General features: G+C 39.6%; 20 protein-coding genes and 1 tRNA gene. 5 read left to right on the top strand and 16 right to left on the bottom strand.

All coding sequences use genetic code 11. The annotated features are described in order from the left end of the window. Positions 1 to 10 precede the first annotated feature (10 nt). The 8 genes from HMPREF0873_RS08805 to HMPREF0873_RS08770 all read right to left on the bottom strand — a co-directional run bounded on the left by HMPREF0873_RS08805 (position 11) and on the right by HMPREF0873_RS08770 (position 7774). The gene (locus tag HMPREF0873_RS08805; protein WP_008715639.1) at positions 11 to 805 is read right to left on the bottom strand and encodes a TSUP family transporter; all 795 of its coding nucleotides are present in this window, start codon (positions 803 to 805) and stop codon (positions 11 to 13) included. Positions 806 to 870: 65 nt separating this feature from the next. Then, positions 871 to 1167: a YerC/YecD family TrpR-related protein gene (locus HMPREF0873_RS08800; RefSeq protein WP_004693609.1), complete on the bottom strand. Its 297-nt coding sequence runs from the start codon at positions 1165 to 1167 to the stop codon at positions 871 to 873. A 9-nt stretch (positions 1168 to 1176) separates the two neighbouring features. Beyond that, a complete protein-coding gene (locus HMPREF0873_RS08795; RefSeq protein ID WP_008715638.1) occupies positions 1177 to 1830 on the bottom strand; it encodes a methionine ABC transporter permease in 654 nt (217 codons plus the stop codon). Next, a complete protein-coding gene (locus HMPREF0873_RS08790; protein WP_008715635.1) occupies positions 1811 to 2857 on the bottom strand; it encodes a methionine ABC transporter ATP-binding protein in 1047 nt (348 codons plus the stop codon). The genes HMPREF0873_RS08795 and HMPREF0873_RS08790 overlap by 20 nt, the downstream gene beginning before the upstream one ends. A 55-nt stretch (positions 2858 to 2912) precedes the next feature. Then, the gene (locus tag HMPREF0873_RS08785) at positions 2913 to 3770 is read right to left on the bottom strand and encodes an aminotransferase class IV (protein WP_008715633.1); all 858 of its coding nucleotides are present in this window, start codon (positions 3768 to 3770) and stop codon (positions 2913 to 2915) included. 282 nt (positions 3771 to 4052) lie between these two features. Then, positions 4053 to 5174 (bottom strand): acyltransferase, encoded by a 1122-nt coding sequence (locus HMPREF0873_RS08780; RefSeq protein WP_004693617.1) that lies wholly within the window; start codon positions 5172 to 5174, stop codon positions 4053 to 4055. Positions 5175 to 5184: 10 nt separating this feature from the next. Continuing rightward, positions 5185 to 6999 carry a DUF4127 family protein gene (locus HMPREF0873_RS08775; RefSeq protein WP_004693619.1) on the bottom strand — a complete coding sequence of 605 codons (1815 nt, stop codon included), beginning with the start codon at positions 6997 to 6999 and terminating at the stop codon, positions 5185 to 5187. Between the two features lie 148 nt (positions 7000 to 7147). Continuing rightward, complete coding sequence (locus HMPREF0873_RS08770) at positions 7148 to 7774, bottom strand: trimeric intracellular cation channel family protein (protein ID WP_004693621.1); 627 nt, start codon at positions 7772 to 7774, stop codon at positions 7148 to 7150. 83 nt (positions 7775 to 7857) lie between these two features. Between HMPREF0873_RS08770 and tadA the strand changes: the two genes are divergently transcribed. The 3 genes from tadA (at position 7858) to HMPREF0873_RS08760 (ending at position 9693) form a co-directional block, all read left to right on the top strand. Then, positions 7858 to 8403 carry a tRNA adenosine(34) deaminase TadA gene (gene tadA / locus HMPREF0873_RS09900; RefSeq protein ID WP_004693623.1) on the top strand — a complete coding sequence of 182 codons (546 nt, stop codon included), beginning with the start codon at positions 7858 to 7860 and terminating at the stop codon, positions 8401 to 8403. Next, positions 8357 to 8447 (top strand) — tRNA-Ser (locus HMPREF0873_RS08765). Before tadA ends, HMPREF0873_RS08765 begins: the two co-directional genes overlap by 47 nt. Before the next feature lie 58 nt (positions 8448 to 8505). Then, positions 8506 to 9693: an MFS transporter gene (locus HMPREF0873_RS08760; protein WP_008715628.1), complete on the top strand. Its 1188-nt coding sequence runs from the start codon at positions 8506 to 8508 to the stop codon at positions 9691 to 9693. Positions 9694 to 9806: 113 nt separating this feature from the next. On the opposite strand, the gene HMPREF0873_RS08755 is transcribed toward HMPREF0873_RS08760, so the two are convergent. The 4 genes from HMPREF0873_RS08755 to HMPREF0873_RS08740 form a co-directional block, all read right to left on the bottom strand. After that, positions 9807 to 11054, bottom strand: coding sequence for a serine dehydratase subunit alpha family protein (locus HMPREF0873_RS08755; protein ID WP_008715627.1), 1248 nt, complete (start codon positions 11052 to 11054; stop codon positions 9807 to 9809). A 1-nt stretch (position 11055) separates the two neighbouring features. Then, on the bottom strand, positions 11056 to 11427 hold the full coding sequence (locus tag HMPREF0873_RS08750; protein ID WP_004698345.1) for a RidA family protein: 372 nt from the start codon (positions 11425 to 11427) through the stop codon (positions 11056 to 11058). A 132-nt stretch (positions 11428 to 11559) separates the two neighbouring features. Further along, complete coding sequence (locus HMPREF0873_RS08745) at positions 11560 to 12357, bottom strand: hypothetical protein (RefSeq protein WP_008715626.1); 798 nt, start codon at positions 12355 to 12357, stop codon at positions 11560 to 11562. Then, complete coding sequence (locus HMPREF0873_RS08740) at positions 12357 to 13301, bottom strand: hypothetical protein (RefSeq protein ID WP_038125825.1); 945 nt, start codon at positions 13299 to 13301, stop codon at positions 12357 to 12359. The genes HMPREF0873_RS08745 and HMPREF0873_RS08740 overlap by 1 nt, the downstream gene beginning before the upstream one ends. Before the next feature lie 245 nt (positions 13302 to 13546). Between HMPREF0873_RS08740 and menA the strand changes: the two genes are divergently transcribed. Further along, positions 13547 to 14449 (top strand): 1,4-dihydroxy-2-naphthoate octaprenyltransferase, encoded by a 903-nt coding sequence (menA, locus tag HMPREF0873_RS08735; RefSeq protein ID WP_038125823.1) that lies wholly within the window; start codon positions 13547 to 13549, stop codon positions 14447 to 14449. 142 nt (positions 14450 to 14591) lie between these two features. Further along, a complete protein-coding gene (locus tag HMPREF0873_RS08730) occupies positions 14592 to 15410 on the top strand; it encodes a MetQ/NlpA family ABC transporter substrate-binding protein (RefSeq protein ID WP_004698373.1) in 819 nt (272 codons plus the stop codon). A gap of 39 nt (positions 15411 to 15449) precedes the next feature. Here the strand turns inward: HMPREF0873_RS08730 and HMPREF0873_RS08725 are convergent, their stop codons facing one another. Genes HMPREF0873_RS08725 through HMPREF0873_RS08710 form a run of 4 tightly spaced genes read right to left on the bottom strand, consistent with a single transcriptional unit; the run spans position 15450 to position 18517 of the window. Beyond that, a complete protein-coding gene (locus HMPREF0873_RS08725; protein WP_038125822.1) occupies positions 15450 to 15845 on the bottom strand; it encodes a cytidine deaminase in 396 nt (131 codons plus the stop codon). A 10-nt stretch (positions 15846 to 15855) separates the two neighbouring features. After that, positions 15856 to 17157, bottom strand: coding sequence for a pyrimidine-nucleoside phosphorylase (locus HMPREF0873_RS08720; RefSeq protein WP_038125821.1), 1302 nt, complete (start codon positions 17155 to 17157; stop codon positions 15856 to 15858). 53 nt (positions 17158 to 17210) lie between these two features. After that, entirely contained in the window at positions 17211 to 17873 is a 663-nt protein-coding gene (deoC, locus tag HMPREF0873_RS08715; protein WP_004698377.1) for a deoxyribose-phosphate aldolase, read from the bottom strand. Between the two features lie 14 nt (positions 17874 to 17887). Continuing rightward, complete coding sequence (locus HMPREF0873_RS08710; protein ID WP_008715623.1) at positions 17888 to 18517, bottom strand: 3'-5' exonuclease; 630 nt, start codon at positions 18515 to 18517, stop codon at positions 17888 to 17890. Positions 18518 to 18540 lie beyond the last annotated feature (23 nt).

Here is an 18540-nt window from a genome sequence, read left to right as displayed (position 1 = left end):
CCTTGCCCTCCTATAATGTTGAAATATAGTCATAGACTAATTTCAACAACATAACTGTCGTTACCGACAAGAATACAACTCGCACCAAAGATGAGCCCTTCGCAATTGCCAAATGCGAGCCTAAATAAGCACCTATAATTTGACCCGCCCCGGTGGCAAGACCATACTTAACATTGACGTGTCCTAAATATAAAAATACCAATAAAGACGCCAAATTACTAGTAAAATTCAATATTTTTGCATTAGCAGATGCATGTAAAAAATCAAAGCCTGTAAAGATAAAGCCCATAATCAGAAATGTACCTGTACCAGGACCAATAAAGCCGTCATATATACCAATGCCAAGAGCAAAAGCCATACAAATATATAGCGCTTTTCCTGCTACCTGAGATGTACGATTGATTTCACCCCAGTCTTTTTTGAACACCACAAAGAGTGTTACACAAACAAGTAATATGATAATAATAGGCTTTACATATAGCGGTGGTAAAGAAACAACCGCCAAGGTACCAAGCATAGAACCCACAAAGGTAAAAGGCAGTAATTTACGAACTAGGGAAAAATCAACCATGTGATTTCTCAAAAATGTAATCGATGCACTGCCAGCACCAAAGATACTGGATAATTTATTACTGCCTAGAGCCACACTAGGTGGAAGATTTGTTAATAACATGGCAGGTACAGAAATGAGGCCTCCCCCGCCTACAATGGAGTCTACAAAGCCAGCAAACGCACCAGCTACGGCGAGTAAAACGAGTATAAGGATATCAAATGGTAAACCTGTTACCGTAATGAGCCACTCCATAATAAACCTCCTACAGATAGCACATCAACGGTCGCCAAAGGCCACCGTTGTCATGCTAATTTATTTTATTTTGCACCTAGACGATCGAGAGCCAATGTATAACCATCTGCACCATATACTAAACAGCGCTTTACACGACTAATCGTTGCAGTACTCGCACCTGTTTCTTCTACGATTTTCTCATAGCTATCCCCTGCGCGAAGCATTTTTGCTACTTGTAAGCGTTGAGATAATGCTTTTAATTCGTTAATCGTACAGATATCTTCAAAAAATGCATAGCATTCCTCTGTATTTTCAAGCGTTAAAATGGCGGTGAACAATTCGTCATTTTGTTGACTTCTCAATTTTTCATTGATACTCATAGGATCCTCCTACTTCTTATTCATCGCTTTAGACCAAGCATCACCAATCATTTGTACAACTTGTACCAATACAATCAAGATGATGATTGTAGCGATCATAATATCGGCTTGGAAACGTTGGTAACCATATCGGATAGCAATATCCCCAAGGCCACCACCACCAATAGCACCAGCCATCGCAGAGTAACCGATGAGGTTAACGATAAGAACCGTTACATTGTCAATAATTGTTGGCAATGCTTCTGGTAATAATACTTTCCAAATGATTTGTAATGGGCTTGCCCCCATGGATTGAGCCGCCTCGATAACGCCAAAATTGATGTCCTTAATAGACGTTTCTACAAGGCGTGCCAAAAATGGAATTGCCGCAATGGTCAACGGCACGCATGCTGCAGTTGTACCAATGGATGTACCTACCACCATACGAGTAAACGGAATGATAGCAACCATCAAGATGATGAAAGGTACAGAACGCGTTGCATTGACAATGGCACCCAATACTTTATTGAGTGTTACATTTTCCAAGATATGACCTTTAGAAGTAACAACCAGAACAACACCAAGAGGAATACCTAATAACATTGCCATTACAGTAGAAATTATCGTCATTTGCAATGTATCAAGGGTACCAGTTATGAGTAGATTAATAATTTGCTCTGACATAACCGATCACCTCGCTTTCAATTGGTAACGTTTTGATGTAGTCCAAACCTTCTTGTGCATTTTCTGGGTCACCATTCAAGATAACGATGAGACGACCAACGCTCGTATTTTGGATGTAATCAATGCCGCCAAAAAGGATGCTTACATCTAAATTAAAGCGTCTTACAAGGCCTGCTACTACAGGTTCATCTGTTGCTTGTCCTGTAAATTTGAGGCGAACTAAGGGCGCGGTCCCTGCAATCCATTGATCATGCAACTCTAGATGTTCCAATGCTTCTGGAGGTAAGTTATCACTCACTACAGAGCTAATAAACTCTTTTGTCGTATTTTCGCGAGGATGTGTGAATACTTCAACTGTGCTACCTTCTTCGAGTATTACGCCGCCTTCAATAACCGCCACGCGATCACAGATTTCACGGATAACGTGCATCTCATGTGTAATGAGCACAATAGTGAGCCCCATCTTCTCATTAATATTTTTCAACAATTTCAAAATAGAATCTGTTGTTTGAGGATCAAGGGCAGATGTAGCTTCGTCACAAAGGAGAACCTTTGGATTAGAGGCCAATGCACGAGCAATACCAACACGTTGTTTTTGACCACCAGACAATTGAGATGGATAGTTGTTCATCCGGTCTGTAAGGCCTACAATATCAAGAATTGGCGTAATGCGTTCCTTGATTTCAGATTTGCTCATTCCTTGTAATTCCAACGGAAATGCCACATTGTCATATACGGTACGAGAGGACAATAGGTTAAAATGTTGGAAAATCATGCCAATATCTTTGCGCGCTTTACGCAAATCAGATTTGCTAAGTGTAGTTAAGTCTGTACCATTTACGATAACAGAGCCAGATGTAGGTGCTTCGAGCATATTGATGCAACGAATCAATGTGGATTTACCGGCACCGGATTGGCCGATAATGCCAAAGATTTCGCCTTCTTTCACATTTAGGCTAATATCTTTCAACGCTTCCACACGAGTAGCGCCTTCATAGACTTTACTAATGTGTTCTAATTGTATCAAAATAATTTCCTTTCTTAAGGTAAATATGTATTATTTGATGAAAGCAGCTTATCTATCAAGGTAATCCTTCTTCCATCAATTTTTCTAGAGCTTCGCGTAGACGAAGTGTAATAGCACCTGGTTTACCACCAGATACTGGATTTCTGTCTAGCTTAGTAATTGGGATGACACCACCAATTGTATCGGTAAAGAATAGTTCATCCGCTTCATCTACAAAGGTGCGGTCAAATTCTTTCTCAATAATGGTAATACCTAAAGATGGTGCTACACGAGTTAAGATCATTTGGCGCGTAATACCTTTTAAGATATGATTATCCGCTGGATGCGTGTACAAGATACCATCTTTAACAGCAAACACATTAGATGTCGCGCCCTCTGTACAAATGCCATCACGGAACAAGATGGCTGTATAGGCAAATTTCTTTTCTGCTTTTGTTTGCGCCAAAATATTCGGGATCAAGTTTGTAGTCTTAATATCTACATGATTCCAACGTTCATCAGGTAAAGCTATCGCTTTTACACCTTCACCCAATTTATTAACTTCATCTAAATCCAAGGTACGGATAGACATAAGCATTTGTGGTTCTAATTTGGAGCGATCATAAGCATGATGACGTGGTGCTACACCACGAGAGATTTGTAAATAAATATAGCCCTCTTTGATTTCACTTTGCTCGATCAAAATTTCGTGCAATTCTGTCAAATCATCAGGGGTCATTTTTACAGGGATATCCATTTCACGCATAGAGCGATACAAGCGATCTTGGTGGTAAGACAAGGCGAAACAACGGCCTTTTACGACACGAACAACTTCATATACAGAGTCACCAAACAAATAGCCACGGTCATCAATGCTGATAACTTTGGCACCTGGTTCGACGAATTCACCGTTAAAATATGTTAATTCTTGCATAGGAGCACCTCTTTTTCTATTCCGTTACTCTATCAAGTGGTAATCATCATGGACTTATTATAACACAATTACTTTCAAATTTTCACACTTTACTTTGTGAAAGATAATAATTCGATATACAAAAATCCGCTAGGATACCATAGTTAAAAACTATATCCTAGCGGATGTATAACAAATATTATGTTTATACTAAATCAGCACTACAAAACTAACTAAAACTGCATACACCATTAACGTACTAGCACCAATTAGGTCTCTCAATAAAATAGTTCTCATACTAAACTAATGCCCCAGTATAAATTTACGGATAGATTTAGGCACATAATTAAGGCCCACTGTAGTCAAATAAGATAATGCTAACGCCATACCATACATAATTAGCACGTTGGTCACCGTATACAAGAGATTATATTTAGCCATCACACCAAAAATGATTAACAACCAAAATGGATGCGCTAAATAAATACCATACGATTTATCGCCTATCTCAGACCAAATGGACTCCATCGTCACGTTCATAGGTAGCCTTTGGAATAGGAACAAACTAAACATCGTTCCCAATCCTGTATAAAGAACGCCCATAGGACTCATTTGATGTACCGTATAAATTGCTTCCAACACAGTGTAATGCCATACGTCCATGACATAGTAATAAGAGCCAAGCATTAATAATATAGAGCTTACCGCACTGACGCCTAAAAGGTAACGATAACGCCACATATATTCGCAGACGATTTCATATCGTTCAGCACATACGGCACCTAAAAGGAAAATCCACACATAATGAATAACCCAATAGTTGAGTCGCATATCAAAAAGATATTTAAGAACTGGCTGATTGCTTAGATTTTCTGTTACCCAACGGCCAAGCATGTAAGACGAAACATAATCGATACCAACTTGGATGACAAATAGTAACACCAGCCAAAATACAGGCCGTTTTAAGATGACTTTCACCATGGCCCGCCATAATGGCATCATCACGTAGAACCATAGCAAAATAACCATAAAATATAGATGATACATAGAGGTACCAAAGAGTAGATTTATCGCCAACGGCCCTGGATGTAAATTGCCAAGGTTATGAGCTGTCATCCCTGTATATAGCAAGTAAAAGATGGACCACGTAATATATGGAAATAGCACCACCTGAATGCGGCGGTGCATAAATTCCTTATATGAGAATGGTCCCTCTACCGAGGTATGATAAAACAAGCCAAATGCAGAGAGGAAGAAAAACGCAGGCACTCCAAAGCGAGAGAGAATTTCTAACACGCTGATGAGTTCTAAATTTACAAAAGGATTTTGCAATGCGTAAGATCCTACATGAATGCCGATAACACCGAGCATACAGAGGCCTCGCATATAAGTAATTTCCGGTAAAAACGCTTTTTTCATAGCCATTGCCTATTCACTATTGACCAGGTGCCACTGCAGGTGTCGGTACCACACGTGGACCTTGAGACTCTGTAGCTGGTTGTTTAACTACAGGAGGGGTAGATGTAGGTGTTTGAGGCGTTGCAGCTTTTTCAGGTTGTGCGGCTTGTGCTGGTACAGCCTGACCATTTGCTTTAGCAGCCGCTTCTGCCTTAGCCTTAGCTTCTGCTTCAGCCTTAGCTTTTGCTTCAGCTTCTCGTTTCAAGCGTAATTCTTTTTCAAGTGGTACCACTGGTTTGTCATAAACAGTGATATCCGTTTCAAATAGACGTCCCCATGGGAATGTAGCTTTTACTGTACGAGGATTGATTTTAAGGTATTTTTCAGCGAAATCTTGAATGCGTTCACCTAAATAACTTTCAAGACGTTCATTTAATTCACCAGAGTAACGAACATTGTCTGTTCTGATAGAATCTTGCATACGATAAATATCTTTACGGATATTTGCTTGATATGCCCAGTTATCCAAATATTGTTGCGTCAACATATCACGATGACCTTCCGGACTCATAGATTTAAGCAATAATCCTTGAGCAATAGCGTAACCTACGGTGTTACTTGCTGTATTCCAACCATTATACGCACCGATTTTGTACAACAAATCTCGTTTGTACATAGCGGATACCAATGTATTATCTGCACCATTATTGAAAGCAATATCTGCAACGCTTACGTTCACACCAGAGTCAACAGCTTGTTGAATGCGATCTACGAAAGCATTTGTAGAGTTGGAGATCATTGGGAAGTTTTCGAAGTTTTCAGACTCGCCTGTGCTCGTAGTAAGAGGTGTATTAACAGCCAATAATACAGTTGGTTTGCCTTGTGTCACCATCGTGCCACCTACGGCCTCAACGTGTTGAGCAATTGTTTTATCAATCGTTTGATCTTCGTAACCTGGCAATGTTTTACCGCCACCACCGAGTGGATAAATTACGGAGAATGTAGGTTTTTCTGTGCTCACATCGGTACGGGAACGCGCCATCAATAAGAGACCAAGTTGGTCAGCACCAGGGAAACTACCGTATTTTTCAACAGAAATATCCTTGGAATATTTGTTAAGGTAACGACCTTCTAGAGCGGATTGAGATAATTGAGATGTATCATCATGACCTAATGCAAAGTAGTCGAATACACCACTGCGAGTTTCATCAATCAACTCTTTGTTGATTTTCATATTTTTTTGACGGCGGTCAAACCAGTCTTGCAAGTATTCCACAGGAACAGAGGCTTGTAGGCTCATCAATTTTTGAGTTTCTTCTTGCGTTAAAGAGCCAGAATCTAATTTATCTTGTAATGCAGCGATTTGGAAGATAGTTGGGCCATATTCCGCATAGTAGGCCGGTTCAGTACCACCACCACTCGCGCGTGGGGAACGCATTACGGTACCAAATCCATAGATGCGTACATTTTTATTACGCGCTTTTAAGCCTTCAATACGTTTCAAGCGATTTTGCAATGTGCTAAGAGGAATATTATGTTTACGAGAATCTACAAGACCTCCATAAATAAGAGTATCTGTACTTAATACCATAACATCAGCACGACCTGCATTTTGCTCTACCCAAGCCATAATTTGATCAGCTTGACCTTGGTAGGTCTTACCAGAAATCAAGTGTTGAGGTGGTGTCAACACAGTCATACCCGCCTCACGAGCTGTATCAACTGTATATTGCAAACTTACAGGACGATCATCTTGAGGTACATATAATACGGTTTCTGCATCGATTTTGATGGATGTACCTGTAGCAATGGCTGTAACCATTAATGCTACTTTCAACCATTTATTTGTCATAAATCAAATCTCCTTCTGTGTACACGAGTACTCTCGACTCGAAAATTAACTCTTATATAATACTCTTTTTTTCTGACACTTTTATGAAATACTTAATAGTATAATTATATCATTTACCTGTTATTTCTCAAATGCAGTGCCTTTAGCTTTAGCGCACTTTGGGTAAGCTCCAATTATATTTAATAGCTAGTAAACGGATAACTAGTACAACGGTAAACGCACCATATACAGCCTCTCCAACCCAGTTAGAAATAACCATTAAGTAATAAACGATGCCCCCAATAACACTAGGTAGAGCATACACATCTTCTTTCAAAACAGACGGAATCCGTTGAGCCAGCATATCTCGGATAATACCACCTCCAACGGCAGTAATAGTTCCTAATAAAACAATAAAAATTGGCAACTCTGGATATAGTTTAAACCCTGCAGATGCTCCGGTTACTGTAAAAGATGCCAACCCAACTGCATCGGCTAATAAATAGCTTGCTCGGCTACGAGGGCCCATAGCATGCTTGCGATAACGGCTGTTATAGATAATAAATACGATAATTGTTACGGAAATAACCACAGTTACATATACAATATTGCGTAACGAATTCGGCGGAAAATACCCCAAAAGAACATCACGTACAATTCCACCACCGATTGCCGTGGCCAGTGCCAATACAGCCATACCAAATATATCCATTCTCCGCGCCACCCCAACAAGTGCTCCGGAGATAGCAAAGGCAATAGTGCCAATCATATCAAATATATACCAAATAATATCCATAATACCCTCACACAATCTATTCGCATAACTTCGCACACTATGATAGACTTTATGTAAGATATTATACATTAAGAGGTATGAGAATGACAAAAAACATTACACCTATAGAGATTAAAAATATGGATGAGCGTAGCCGTGATGAATATTTTATGGGTTTTGCCCTAGAGGAGGCCCACAAAGCTTATGCTCTAGGAGAAATTCCTATCGGCGCCATTTTAGTTCAAAACAATACAATCATTTCACGCCACCATAATCGCCGCGAATTAGATCACGATGCAACGGCTCATGCAGAGGTGCTCGTCATCCGCGAAGCATGCGATGTACTCAAGCGCTGGCGGTTGACTGGTTGTACCCTGTATGTTACGATAGAGCCGTGTCCGATGTGCGCTGGAGCCATCATCAACAGTCGTATTGACCGTGTTGTATATGGTGCAAGTGATTACAAAGGAGGCGCTGTAGAGTCTCTTTTCAATGTACTCTCTCACCCTGGTTTAAATCATGAACCCGAATTAGCATCGGGGGTCCTTGGTGATGAATGTAGTCAAATCATGAAAGACTTTTTTAAAGAGCGCCGTAAAACACGGAGGAGTACCCAAGAGGCTGAAGGGTCCGCACTCGAAATGCGGTAGGTCGGGCAACCGGCGCGGGGGTTCAAATCCCTCCTCCTCTGCCATATAAAATATATAAAGCGCTAACCATGGTTAGCGCTTTTTTGCGAAGGGACCACTACTATGAAAAAATATTACCCTTATCTCATTACGGTGAGTCATATGATTAACGACTCCTGTCAAAGTGTATTACCTGCCCTCTTGCCATTATTTATCTACACTTATGGACTTAGTTTAGAGCAAGCAGGCTTTCTCATATTAGCCAATACAGCATTATCTTCATTGTTACAGCCATTATTAGGTTATGTCTCTGACAAGATCAATCAGCCACGGCTCATCGCCTTAGGTGTTCTGCTCTCTGCTTGTAGCACAGGTGCCATGGGTTTTGTAACCTCCTATGAAAGCTTACTTGTTTGTGCTACCTTAGCTGGTGTAGGCTCCTCTATCTTCCACCCTGAAGGAGCGAAGATTATGAATCGCCTCGGAGGTGGCAAAAAAGGTAAAGCCATGGGTACCTTCGCCATCGGCGGTAGCTCCGGTTTTGCCATCGGCCCACTCTTTGCAGGCTCTATTGCCTATACAGCAGGTCCTCATGGACTGGCAGCTTTCACCATAGTGGGTCTTATCATCTCAACGGTTTTATTCGTCCTCATGCCACACATAGTCACTCAAGCACGCACTATCGACCAAGCGATAGCTATGGAAAACCCTACACTAGTGGCTAAGCCACTAAAAAATTACTGGAAATACTTTGGCATCTTGTTTATTATCATCCTAAGCCAATCGGTAAACTTCCGCGTTATCAATGCATTTATTCCTATCTTCTGGACTCGTGAACTCGGCACTAGCCCAGAGCAAGGTAGCTTTGCATTAACCATATTCTTTAGTATCGGTATCTTCATGACATATATTGGCGGTCTATTAGGCGACAAATATGGTCCCATCAAAATCATTAGACTATCCCTATTGATTTGGTTGCCAGCCATGTTCCTATTAACAGAAGTGCCAACCTTCTCCCCTATTATCATGATGCCTATAGCCTATATGTTACTACTCATGATTGGCGCTGCTAAAGCTCTTAGCTACAGCCCCGTTATCGTACTAGGCCAAACCTACCTTGCTAAAAGCATCGGCTTTGCGTCCGGTATTACCCTCGGGGTGAGCCAAACTATCGGCGGTATCATCGCACCTGTAGTAGGAAACCTTGCGGATACCTATTCTTTACCTGCCGCTATGATGACACTCGTACCATTCCTAGTAGTGGGTCTTGGGGCTTCATTGATACTTAAAGATCCTAAAAAATTACAATAAACAAAAAAGAACCCTTCACATGAACTGTACCCCAAAAATTGGACACAATTTTTGAAAGTACAGAAACCAACGAAGGGTTCTTTTTATATTCAACTAAACACATCACATACAGTTTAGTGTTTTAGCATTTCATTCAAGATAACTACGTCCGTTTCTTTCATACCTTGTGCCACAGCACCAATACTGCGGATAGTTTCATCAACGGAGTATGCTACAAGGCCATCGCCTTTTTGGTAGTTTTTGTTAAGGCGAGCTTGTTTATATCCCATAAAAGCGCCATCAAGGGAGATTGCAATTTTTCCTGCACAGGATGGTTTCGCCCCATCACATACGATACCAGATAAACTTGCAAGACCATTTACAAGAGTGTTCTCGATTATATCTTTACTATCACCCTTCAAGAAGGCAATACCTGCTACACTTACCACACCGGCAGATACAACCCCGCAGTATGCGGATAATTTACCAATACCAGATTTAACATAAAGCGTTAGCAAGTTAGCAAAGACGAGCGCTCGATACAATTCATCATCACTTTTACCAAGTTCCTCGGCAGTCGTAATGATTGGTACAGACACGGTTAAACCTTGATTACCAGAGCCAGAGCAAATAACAACAGGCAATGGGCAGCCACTCATACGCGCATCAGAGCCAGCTGCGGCACGAGCCTTACATTTCGTTTCGAGAGATGGATTTTCTTCATCTAACAATAACAATTGTCCAATATTAGATCCATAATCATTGGACAGACCTTCCTTAGAAATTGCAGTATTATACTCAACTTGCTGTTTAATTTGAGGTAGGATACCAGAAATATCACCTGTTAAAGCAAATTCGTAAATGCTATCGAAGGTCATGGCATATTCTGTTTTAGCCGCTTTCTTAATTTCATTGACTGTTTCAGAGATAATCTCACCATCTACTGATACATAGGTTACATTCGTATGGTCATTTTCAATGCGAACAACCGCTGTATGTTCATCTGTTTCTGCAGTGATTTCTATATATAGATTATCTACGCCTTCAGCGAGTGAAACGGTACAGAAGTTAGCATCAAGCAATGTACCAAGCCATTTGCGATCTTCGTCTGTAGCAGATTCCAATACTTCTAGTTCACGCTCTGGATGACCTACAATAGCACCCAATGTAGCAGCCGCCGTTAGGCCTTTTCGCCCCCCAGAATTTGGAATGACTACGGATTTTACATTTTTAATAATATTCGCGCTGCATCTTGCGTGAATACGGTTAGGAAACTCATCTAAAACAGAGACTGCCTTCGCAGCCGCATAAGCCAATGCAATTGGCTCAGTACAACCGAAGGCAGGACGCATCTCTGATTGTAACAAAGAAATATAATCCATCTTATACTTCCGCAATAATTTCCACTTCTACAATAACGCCTAATGGAAGGTCTTTTACTGCTACACATGAACGAGCTGGTTTAGAAGTAAAATATTTAGCATACACTTCATTAAATGCTTTGAAATCACCAATATCAGCTAAGAAGCAAGTTGTTTTAACAACCTTGGAAAAGTCTGTACCAGCTTCAGTCAATACGGCTTCAATATTTTTGCATACTTGTTCAGTTTGCTCTACAATGCCCCCTTCAACAACTGTACCAGTTGCAGGATTGAGTGGAATTTGACCAGAAGCAAATAATAAACCGCCAACCACTTTAGCTTGAGAGTAAGGGCCTACTGCTGCTGGTGCTTTGTCTGTAGAAATTGTTTTCATGATAAATCTCCTTTTATAAATAAATATAAATTAATATGACTATATTTAAGGTGCGAAACTCATGTTGATGCCTCGATATATATGACTTACCTCAATATATCACATATTACATAAAAGTACGTATATAACCAATTATTTAATTGATTTAAATGCATTATCAAATATTGGTTTGAAATAATCACGTTGTACATCAGTTGTTATACCTACATACAACACTGGTTTTCCTGGCTTCAACACAAATGCAGCATTTGCATAGAGTGGAGTTTGTACATTTCCATCTACATATAACAAGCGAGAGCTTGCTGCATATGTTTGATATTTTATACCAGCCACCGGATGTACTTGTTCTGCATTTTCTACGGTTAGAGTTTTAAGTGTTTTAGGCATAATCGTTGCTTTTTGGGGATCACGACTAGACACATTAATAGGTCCATTCAAAGGAACTACTGTTGTGCTAGTGGGAATCTGTTTATTTATTGTTCCTAATAGAAGTTGCTCTGTTACAGGATCAATTTGACCTTTATCAAGAGCGGCCATTGCCGCTATAAACATAGGGTCATTAGCCTTTTCTTTAGCCACTTGTTGCGCTATTTGTTTAACATCTACAGCTACTACGAATGCATCTTTTTGACCAGTTTTATCCTCACCTTGTAGCTGATATATGTCGTAGCTAATTCCCATCTGATCCAATATAGCTAAAGCTTGTTGATTACTTTGTCTTGTCATTTGATGCGTGTTTGGCTTTGCATTTTCTTTAGCAATTATATCTTTTACAATACCTAATGTATTAGTATTAGACGCCGTAGCTAGTGTAACATTATTAGGAATCGACATTGTTCCTGCCAAAGTGTTTACATCCTTAGCACTAGCAAAACTTGTAACAGCACCAACTAAACAAGTTGCTAACACGAGAGTTTTTAATGGTTTCATTATTTATTTCCTCCCTTTAGAGCTTTTAAGCTATACATTGATTCCAATTGTTTAGTCCAATAATCGTGACTTGTATCTTCTGTTACTAGTAATTGTATAGTGAGCCCTTCATCTTGTGGTAACATATACAATCCTAGAGAACCAGGTAGCATAAATCCATCATAATTTAAACTGCCACGTATAGACATCGCCTGCATTACACCAAATTTTGAAGTATATGGTCTAGCAGAAAAGTCTATAGCTTGTACAGAAAAATTAGGAATAATCTTTTTTAGAACATCGACTACTTCTTGTGTAGCTAGCTGGTCCTTAGGAGATAACTTTTTACCTTCTATGGCCATTAGATTTAACTGTGTATTCATATCATGATTCACTCTAGTATTGAATTTTTCCATAACAGGTTTTAAGGACTTTTGATCTAAACTTATCGGCTTCAAACTAGTAATAAAATTTTCTGCATTAGATCTTGAATATGGTTTAGCATCAGGAAGTTTCTCCGCTTTTTTATCTGCCATAACGGAATTAACTATTTGTGTTGCTACATCACCAGAATAGTTAATAATATCTTTATTCACATTATAATTTACCAACCATGCTGTATGATGACCTAAAGCACTATCACCAGATAGTTGATACAAGTTGTATCCATCTATAACCTTCCCTTGGAATGGTGGCACCTCTGCATGGTACACTTCTTTTATATGCTCACCAAGCCTTTTTGCTGCTAGCGCATTAACTTCATTTACCATTACATTTTGTTCTTTTGTTCTCAAATTAGGATTTGTGGAAACTGAATCTATAACAGATGCTTTAACACCATTACGAGTCTCTACGTTCATACCATAACCTAAATCTACCGTATCAGCACATGCCACTGCCCCCATACCCACAGTTAAACAGGTGGCACAAGCCAATGTCATCAACTTTTTATTGAGAGTTCTCATAAGACACCTCACCTTTTTAACAATACACTATGTATAGATTGTTAGATAATCCGTGCAGTATATATTAAGAGTTTAAAAGATAATCATCTATACTGCATATATTAATTATTATACTATATCGACATATATAACTGTATAGTATAATTTACAAGCTTACCTTTCTGCTATACAATACATAAATAGACATGTAAAGATGATATATGTATGAGAAATGGAAAGGAGTGCACACTCGGTGTGCTTTTAACATGATACAAGAATTAATTCCCCTCACTAGGCCTCGCACATTAGCTGCTGCATTAGGGCCTACCATTTTAGGTGCCGCCTTTAGTTATTACGCATTTGGTGCTGCTCAGGGTACAGGTCTTGCCATTTTACATACAGTGCTCATATTTTTAGCTGTTGTAACAGCCCAAATTGTAGCTAATTTATGGAATGAATATAAAGACTTTAAATCTGGACTCGATGCGGGTCAAAAGGTAGGTAATGCTGGTTCTATCACACGTGGCGTTATAACACCTGAACTCATTATAACGATGATTAAAGTACTCATGTTTGTGCCCATTATCATTGGTCTTTATTTATCTGCTACTATAACTTGGTACTACATCCCTGCAGGCTTCTTATGTATTCTAATTAGTTTCCTTTACTCTGGCGGTCCAAAACCAATTTCTCGAACACCATTTGGAGAAATTTCCTCTGGTATCGCCATGGGTTTTGCCATCGTACTCATTACAGGCTATGCCTGGACACGAGAATTATCCTTAGCTCTGTTAATTCCTGCAATTCCATCTACATTGCTCGTTGGATCCATCATGTTGACGAATAATATCCGAGATATTCGTAATGATGAAAGCCATGGCCGTCACACATTGCCAATTGTACTTGGTCGTGAAAGAGCGCTCAGCTTAATGAGTATCTCATATATTTTCAATTTTATTTGGATCATTGCTTGGATTATAGTAGGCCATATGACATGGTTCGCCTTATTAGCATTCCTTGCAGCACCACTAGCTTTCAAAACAATTCATACATTATCTACCAATACAGATGAGTTCCAACTAGATAAGGCTATGGGCACTACCGCTGGGGCCGCTATGATTTATCAACTAATGTGGGCGATTGGACTTATCATGGGCAAATTGTTTTAAAAATGAACATACTTATATTATAGGTTCTCCATAGTTTTTAGTTATGGAGAACCTATAATAATTCCTTCTTGATAGATAGGAAATTATTTAGTACTATAGATTTAATATTTTATATGTAATTATTGTATAAGGAGTGTGTCTAATGAGAAAATTTTTAGCATTGGCAGCTACTGTAATCCTTGGCGGCGCTTTATTAATCGCAGGCTGTGGTAACGACAACAAACAAGCTGCTAGCGATGGCAAACAAGTATTAAAAATTGGGGCAACAGCAGTACCTCACGCAGAAATTTTGGAACAAGTTAAACCAATCTTAGCAAAAGATGGTATCGAATTAAAAATCACAGAATTTACTGATTACAACACACCTAACTTGGCTTTAGGGGACAAAGAGATTGATGCCAACTTCTTCCAACACGTACCTTACATGGAGGAATTCGCAAAAGCTCACAAACTTGACTTAGTATCTGCCGGTGGTGTTCATCTTGAGCCAATGGGTTTATACTCCCGTAAAATCAAAGATTTAAAAGATCTTCCAAAAGGCGCTAAAATCGCTATTCCTAATGACCCTACAAACGGTGGTCGTGCATTATTGTTGTTACAAAAACAAGGTCTAATTACATTAAAAGACTCTACAAACATCTTATCTACCGTACAAGATATTACTGCGAACCCTAACGAATATCAATTCGTAGAATTAGAAGCAGCACAAGTACCTCGTTCCCTTGACGATGTAGCCTTAGCCGCTATCAACACTAACTTTGCATTAAACGCAGGTCTTAACCCTGGCAAAGATGCATTGGCAATTGAAAATAACGATTCCCCTTACGTAAATATCGTAACTGTACTTAAAGGCAATGAAAATGACCCTCGTATCAAAAAATTGATGGCTGCACTTCATAGCCCTGAAATTATCAAATTTATCCAAGAAAAATACCAAGGTGCTATTGTTCCTGCATTCTAAGGTATACCAAAAAGAGACCACATCAACGTGGTCTCTTTTTTATATGTTATCGGGCCCAAATCTAAAAGGTAATAAACCTTCTAATTCAACAACTGTATAGTCCCCTCTTAAATTCGCCATTATAATACGAGGTATTTCAAATTCAGAAATCACCTGACGGCAAGCACCACATGGTGCACAAGGCCCTTCCGTATCAGCAACTACGGCAAGGGCTTTAAATTTTGTTTGCCCTTCCGACACTGCCTTAAATATAGCAGTTCTCTCCGCACAATTAGTTAATCCATAAGAAGCGTTTTCTATATTACACCCTTCATAGATGGTTCCATCTTCGCAAAGAAGGGCTGCGCCCACACCAAAATGTGAATAAGGACTATAGGTTTTGTCGCGAGCCACAATAGCACGATCGATGAGCTTTTGAATATCCTTTTCTTTCATATTGCACTCCTCACTCTACAATATCTAGTATAGTATCCACTACTTTAGGTGCAGTATTACCAATAGTAATCGCCGCTAAATAGGTCTGAGCCGCATTAGTGAATAAGCTTTCATCAGAAGCATATAGTGTAGCTATCCTTTCACCCATGCTAACGGCGTCCCCAGTTTTTTTGTGCATTACAATACCTGCACTATAATCGATAGGGCCATCTTTAACGGTCCGACCGGCTCCAAGCATAACGGATGCAATCCCGCATTGTTCTGTATTCATATGGATTATATAACCGTCTTGAGGTGCTATCACATCATAGGTAAACTGGCCGATTGCCAATATACTTTCATCATCGATAACTCGGCTGTCGCCATCTTGAGCATCAATCATCATACGCAATCGTTCTAATGCGGCACCAGAGTCGAGTGCCTCTTGCACACGACTGAGAGCCGTTTCATAGTCGCATATATGACTCAATACGAGCATGTGGGCAGCCATAATAATACATTCATGCGTTAAATCTTCTGGACCATGACCTTTCAACGTATCAATAACCTCGCGAATCTCCAAAGCATTTCCAATAGCATGGCCTAGCGGTCGATCCATATCCGTCAAAATAGCCTTAACTGAACGGCCATTTTTCTTTCCAATATCTACCATTGCTTTAGCCAATTCACGAGCATCCTCTATGTTTTTCATAAAGGCACCACTGCCAACCTTTACATCTAACAAAATTGCTTGAGCACCAGAAGCCAATTTTTTGCTCATAACAGAGGATGCAATAAGAGGGATACTATCCACAGTTCCCGTCACATCGCGCAAAGCATATAGCTTTTTATCAGCAGGTGCAAGCCCTTCCGACTGACCTATAACAGCAAGACCGATTTGATTAACTTGATTGATAAAAGCATCTTTCTCTAAAGATACCTTTAAATTTGGAATGGACTCCATCTTATCAATAGTGCCGCCCGTATGTCCAAGTCCACGACCAGACATCTTAGCCACCTTGCCTCCACAAGCGGCTACGAGAGGCGCAATAATAAGTGTGGTCTTATCTCCTACGCCACCTGTACTATGTTTATCTACGGTGATCCCATCAATATTCGATAAGTCTACCATATTACCTGATTGAGCCATAGCCAAGGTCAAAGTTCCTAGTTCACGAGCATTCATACCATTAAAAACTATGGTCATCAAGAGCGCACTCACTTGGTAATCAGGGATTTCTCCCTTTACATAGCCATCTATGACAAAGCGGATTTCCTTATCTGTTAACGGCAAGTTCGCCCTTTTCTTCAGAATAATATCATACATACGCATAGTTACACCGCCATTCTAAGAAACCACCTAAGCATAGCCTAGGTGGTTTTCTATTATACTTCTTCGTTCAAGTGATTCTTTAATAACTCTACAGCTGCACTGGCTCCAATTCTGCTACAACCTTCTGCAATATAGGCTTTCATATCCGTAATAGAGCGAATACCACCTGCAGCCTTAATCTGTACATTAGGACCAATATGCTTTTTAAAGAGTCTAATATCTTCAAGGCTTGCACCGCCGCTACCAAATCCAGTAGATGTTTTAATATAGTCTGCGCCACCATTTGTAATACATTTGCAAAGCGCCACCTTTTCAGAATCTGTAAGATAACAAGTTTCGATAATAACTTTTAAAATTTTATCACCACAAGCCTTCTTAAGCGCCTCAATTTCGCTAGTTACCGCTTCAAAATCACCTTGCTTTACATCTCCAAGATTAATAACCATATCAATTTCAGAAGCGCCCTCTTCAATAGCCTGTTTCGTTTCTGCCACCTTTACCTCTGTTGTTTCATATCCTAAAGGGAAGCCGATAACGGTACATATGTTAAGTTCTGGATATGCTTCATGGGCAGATGCTACAAAATCTGGAGGAATACAAACAGATGCGGTTTTATACCTTATACCATCCTCACAAACTTCTTTAATATCATCCCATGTAGCTGTAGGACGCAATAATGTATGATCTACATAAGCTAATAATTCTTTCCCCAACATAGTACCTCTCCTTACTAAAAGAACGACATTTGTTCTGGTTCTGGCTCTTTATGTAATGCATCTTGAGCAGAGCGATTTTTATCATCAATGAATGGTTCTAACGGTACGCCTGTAGTCTTTAATAAATCTGGTAAACTATTAACGCCTTTCAACTTAGCAGCTTCTAATACAACCTTTGCACAAGTCTCTGCATCATCCAGTGCATAGTGATGTTTAAACTCAACTCCAATATATGCGGCCATTGTATTCAACTTATGATTAACTAAATCAGGCCATACCGCACGTGAAAGTTTAACTGTACATGCATAATCTAGTTCTGGCCAAGGGATTTTATAATAATCTAAAGTAGCACGCAATACGTTCATATCGAATTTCGCATTGTGAGCCACCATAATATTCCCTTTTAAATGGTTTTCATAAATGGCATTCCACAACTCATCAAAGGTCTTTTCATGAAGAACATCCTTCGGTTGGATACCATGAATTTCAATACATTCATCATCAAAACTCATAAACGGAGGCTTGATGAGGCTATATGCCTTTTTGGTAATTTGTCCGTCCTTTACGGTAATAACCGCCAAGGAGCACGCGCTATTTTTAAATTTATTTGCTGTTTCAAAGTCTAATGCAACAAAATCTAACATAGGACTCCTTTCAAAATCTATAT

The sequence above is a fragment of the Veillonella sp. 3_1_44 genome (genome assembly GCF_000163715.1).
GTDB lineage: Bacteria > Bacillota > Negativicutes > Veillonellales > Veillonellaceae > Veillonella > Veillonella parvula_A.
The sequence above is the reverse complement of the archived record's forward strand: the minus strand, read 5'-3'. Positions and strand labels throughout refer to the sequence as shown.

Bases quoted from the DNA above. Each gene is read 5' to 3' on its own strand.
- HMPREF0873_RS08750 (WP_004698345.1), bottom strand. From the start codon at position 11,427: ATGAAAACAATTTCTACAGACAAAGCACCAGCAGCAGTAGGCCCTTAC.
- HMPREF0873_RS08725 (WP_038125822.1), bottom strand. From the start codon at position 15,845: ATGAAAGAAAAGGATATTCAAAAGCTCATCGATCGTGCTATTGTGGCT.
- HMPREF0873_RS08775 (WP_004693619.1), bottom strand. From the start codon at position 6,999: ATGACAAATAAATGGTTGAAAGTAGCATTAATGGTTACAGCCATTGCT.
- HMPREF0873_RS08755 (WP_008715627.1), bottom strand. From the start codon at position 11,054: ATGGATTATATTTCTTTGTTACAATCAGAGATGCGTCCTGCCTTCGGT.
- HMPREF0873_RS08740 (WP_038125825.1), bottom strand. From the start codon at position 13,301: ATGAGAACTCTCAATAAAAAGTTGATGACATTGGCTTGTGCCACCTGT.
- HMPREF0873_RS08805 (WP_008715639.1), bottom strand. From the start codon at position 805: ATGGAGTGGCTCATTACGGTAACAGGTTTACCATTTGATATCCTTATA.
- HMPREF0873_RS08770 (WP_004693621.1), bottom strand. From the start codon at position 7,774: ATGGATATTATTTGGTATATATTTGATATGATTGGCACTATTGCCTTT.
- tadA (WP_004693623.1), top strand. From the start codon at position 7,858: ATGACAAAAAACATTACACCTATAGAGATTAAAAATATGGATGAGCGT.
- HMPREF0873_RS08745 (WP_008715626.1), bottom strand. From the start codon at position 12,357: ATGAAACCATTAAAAACTCTCGTGTTAGCAACTTGTTTAGTTGGTGCT.
- deoC (WP_004698377.1), bottom strand. From the start codon at position 17,873: ATGTTGGGGAAAGAATTATTAGCTTATGTAGATCATACATTATTGCGT.
- HMPREF0873_RS08780 (WP_004693617.1), bottom strand. From the start codon at position 5,174: ATGGCTATGAAAAAAGCGTTTTTACCGGAAATTACTTATATGCGAGGC.
- HMPREF0873_RS08800 (WP_004693609.1), bottom strand. From the start codon at position 1,167: ATGAGTATCAATGAAAAATTGAGAAGTCAACAAAATGACGAATTGTTC.
- HMPREF0873_RS08795 (WP_008715638.1), bottom strand. From the start codon at position 1,830: ATGTCAGAGCAAATTATTAATCTACTCATAACTGGTACCCTTGATACA.
- menA (WP_038125823.1), top strand. From the start codon at position 13,547: ATGATACAAGAATTAATTCCCCTCACTAGGCCTCGCACATTAGCTGCT.
- HMPREF0873_RS08710 (WP_008715623.1), bottom strand. From the start codon at position 18,517: ATGTTAGATTTTGTTGCATTAGACTTTGAAACAGCAAATAAATTTAAA.
- HMPREF0873_RS08760 (WP_008715628.1), top strand. From the start codon at position 8,506: ATGAAAAAATATTACCCTTATCTCATTACGGTGAGTCATATGATTAAC.
- HMPREF0873_RS08785 (WP_008715633.1), bottom strand. From the start codon at position 3,770: ATGCAAGAATTAACATATTTTAACGGTGAATTCGTCGAACCAGGTGCC.
- HMPREF0873_RS08720 (WP_038125821.1), bottom strand. From the start codon at position 17,157: ATGCGTATGTATGATATTATTCTGAAGAAAAGGGCGAACTTGCCGTTA.
- HMPREF0873_RS08730 (WP_004698373.1), top strand. From the start codon at position 14,592: ATGAGAAAATTTTTAGCATTGGCAGCTACTGTAATCCTTGGCGGCGCT.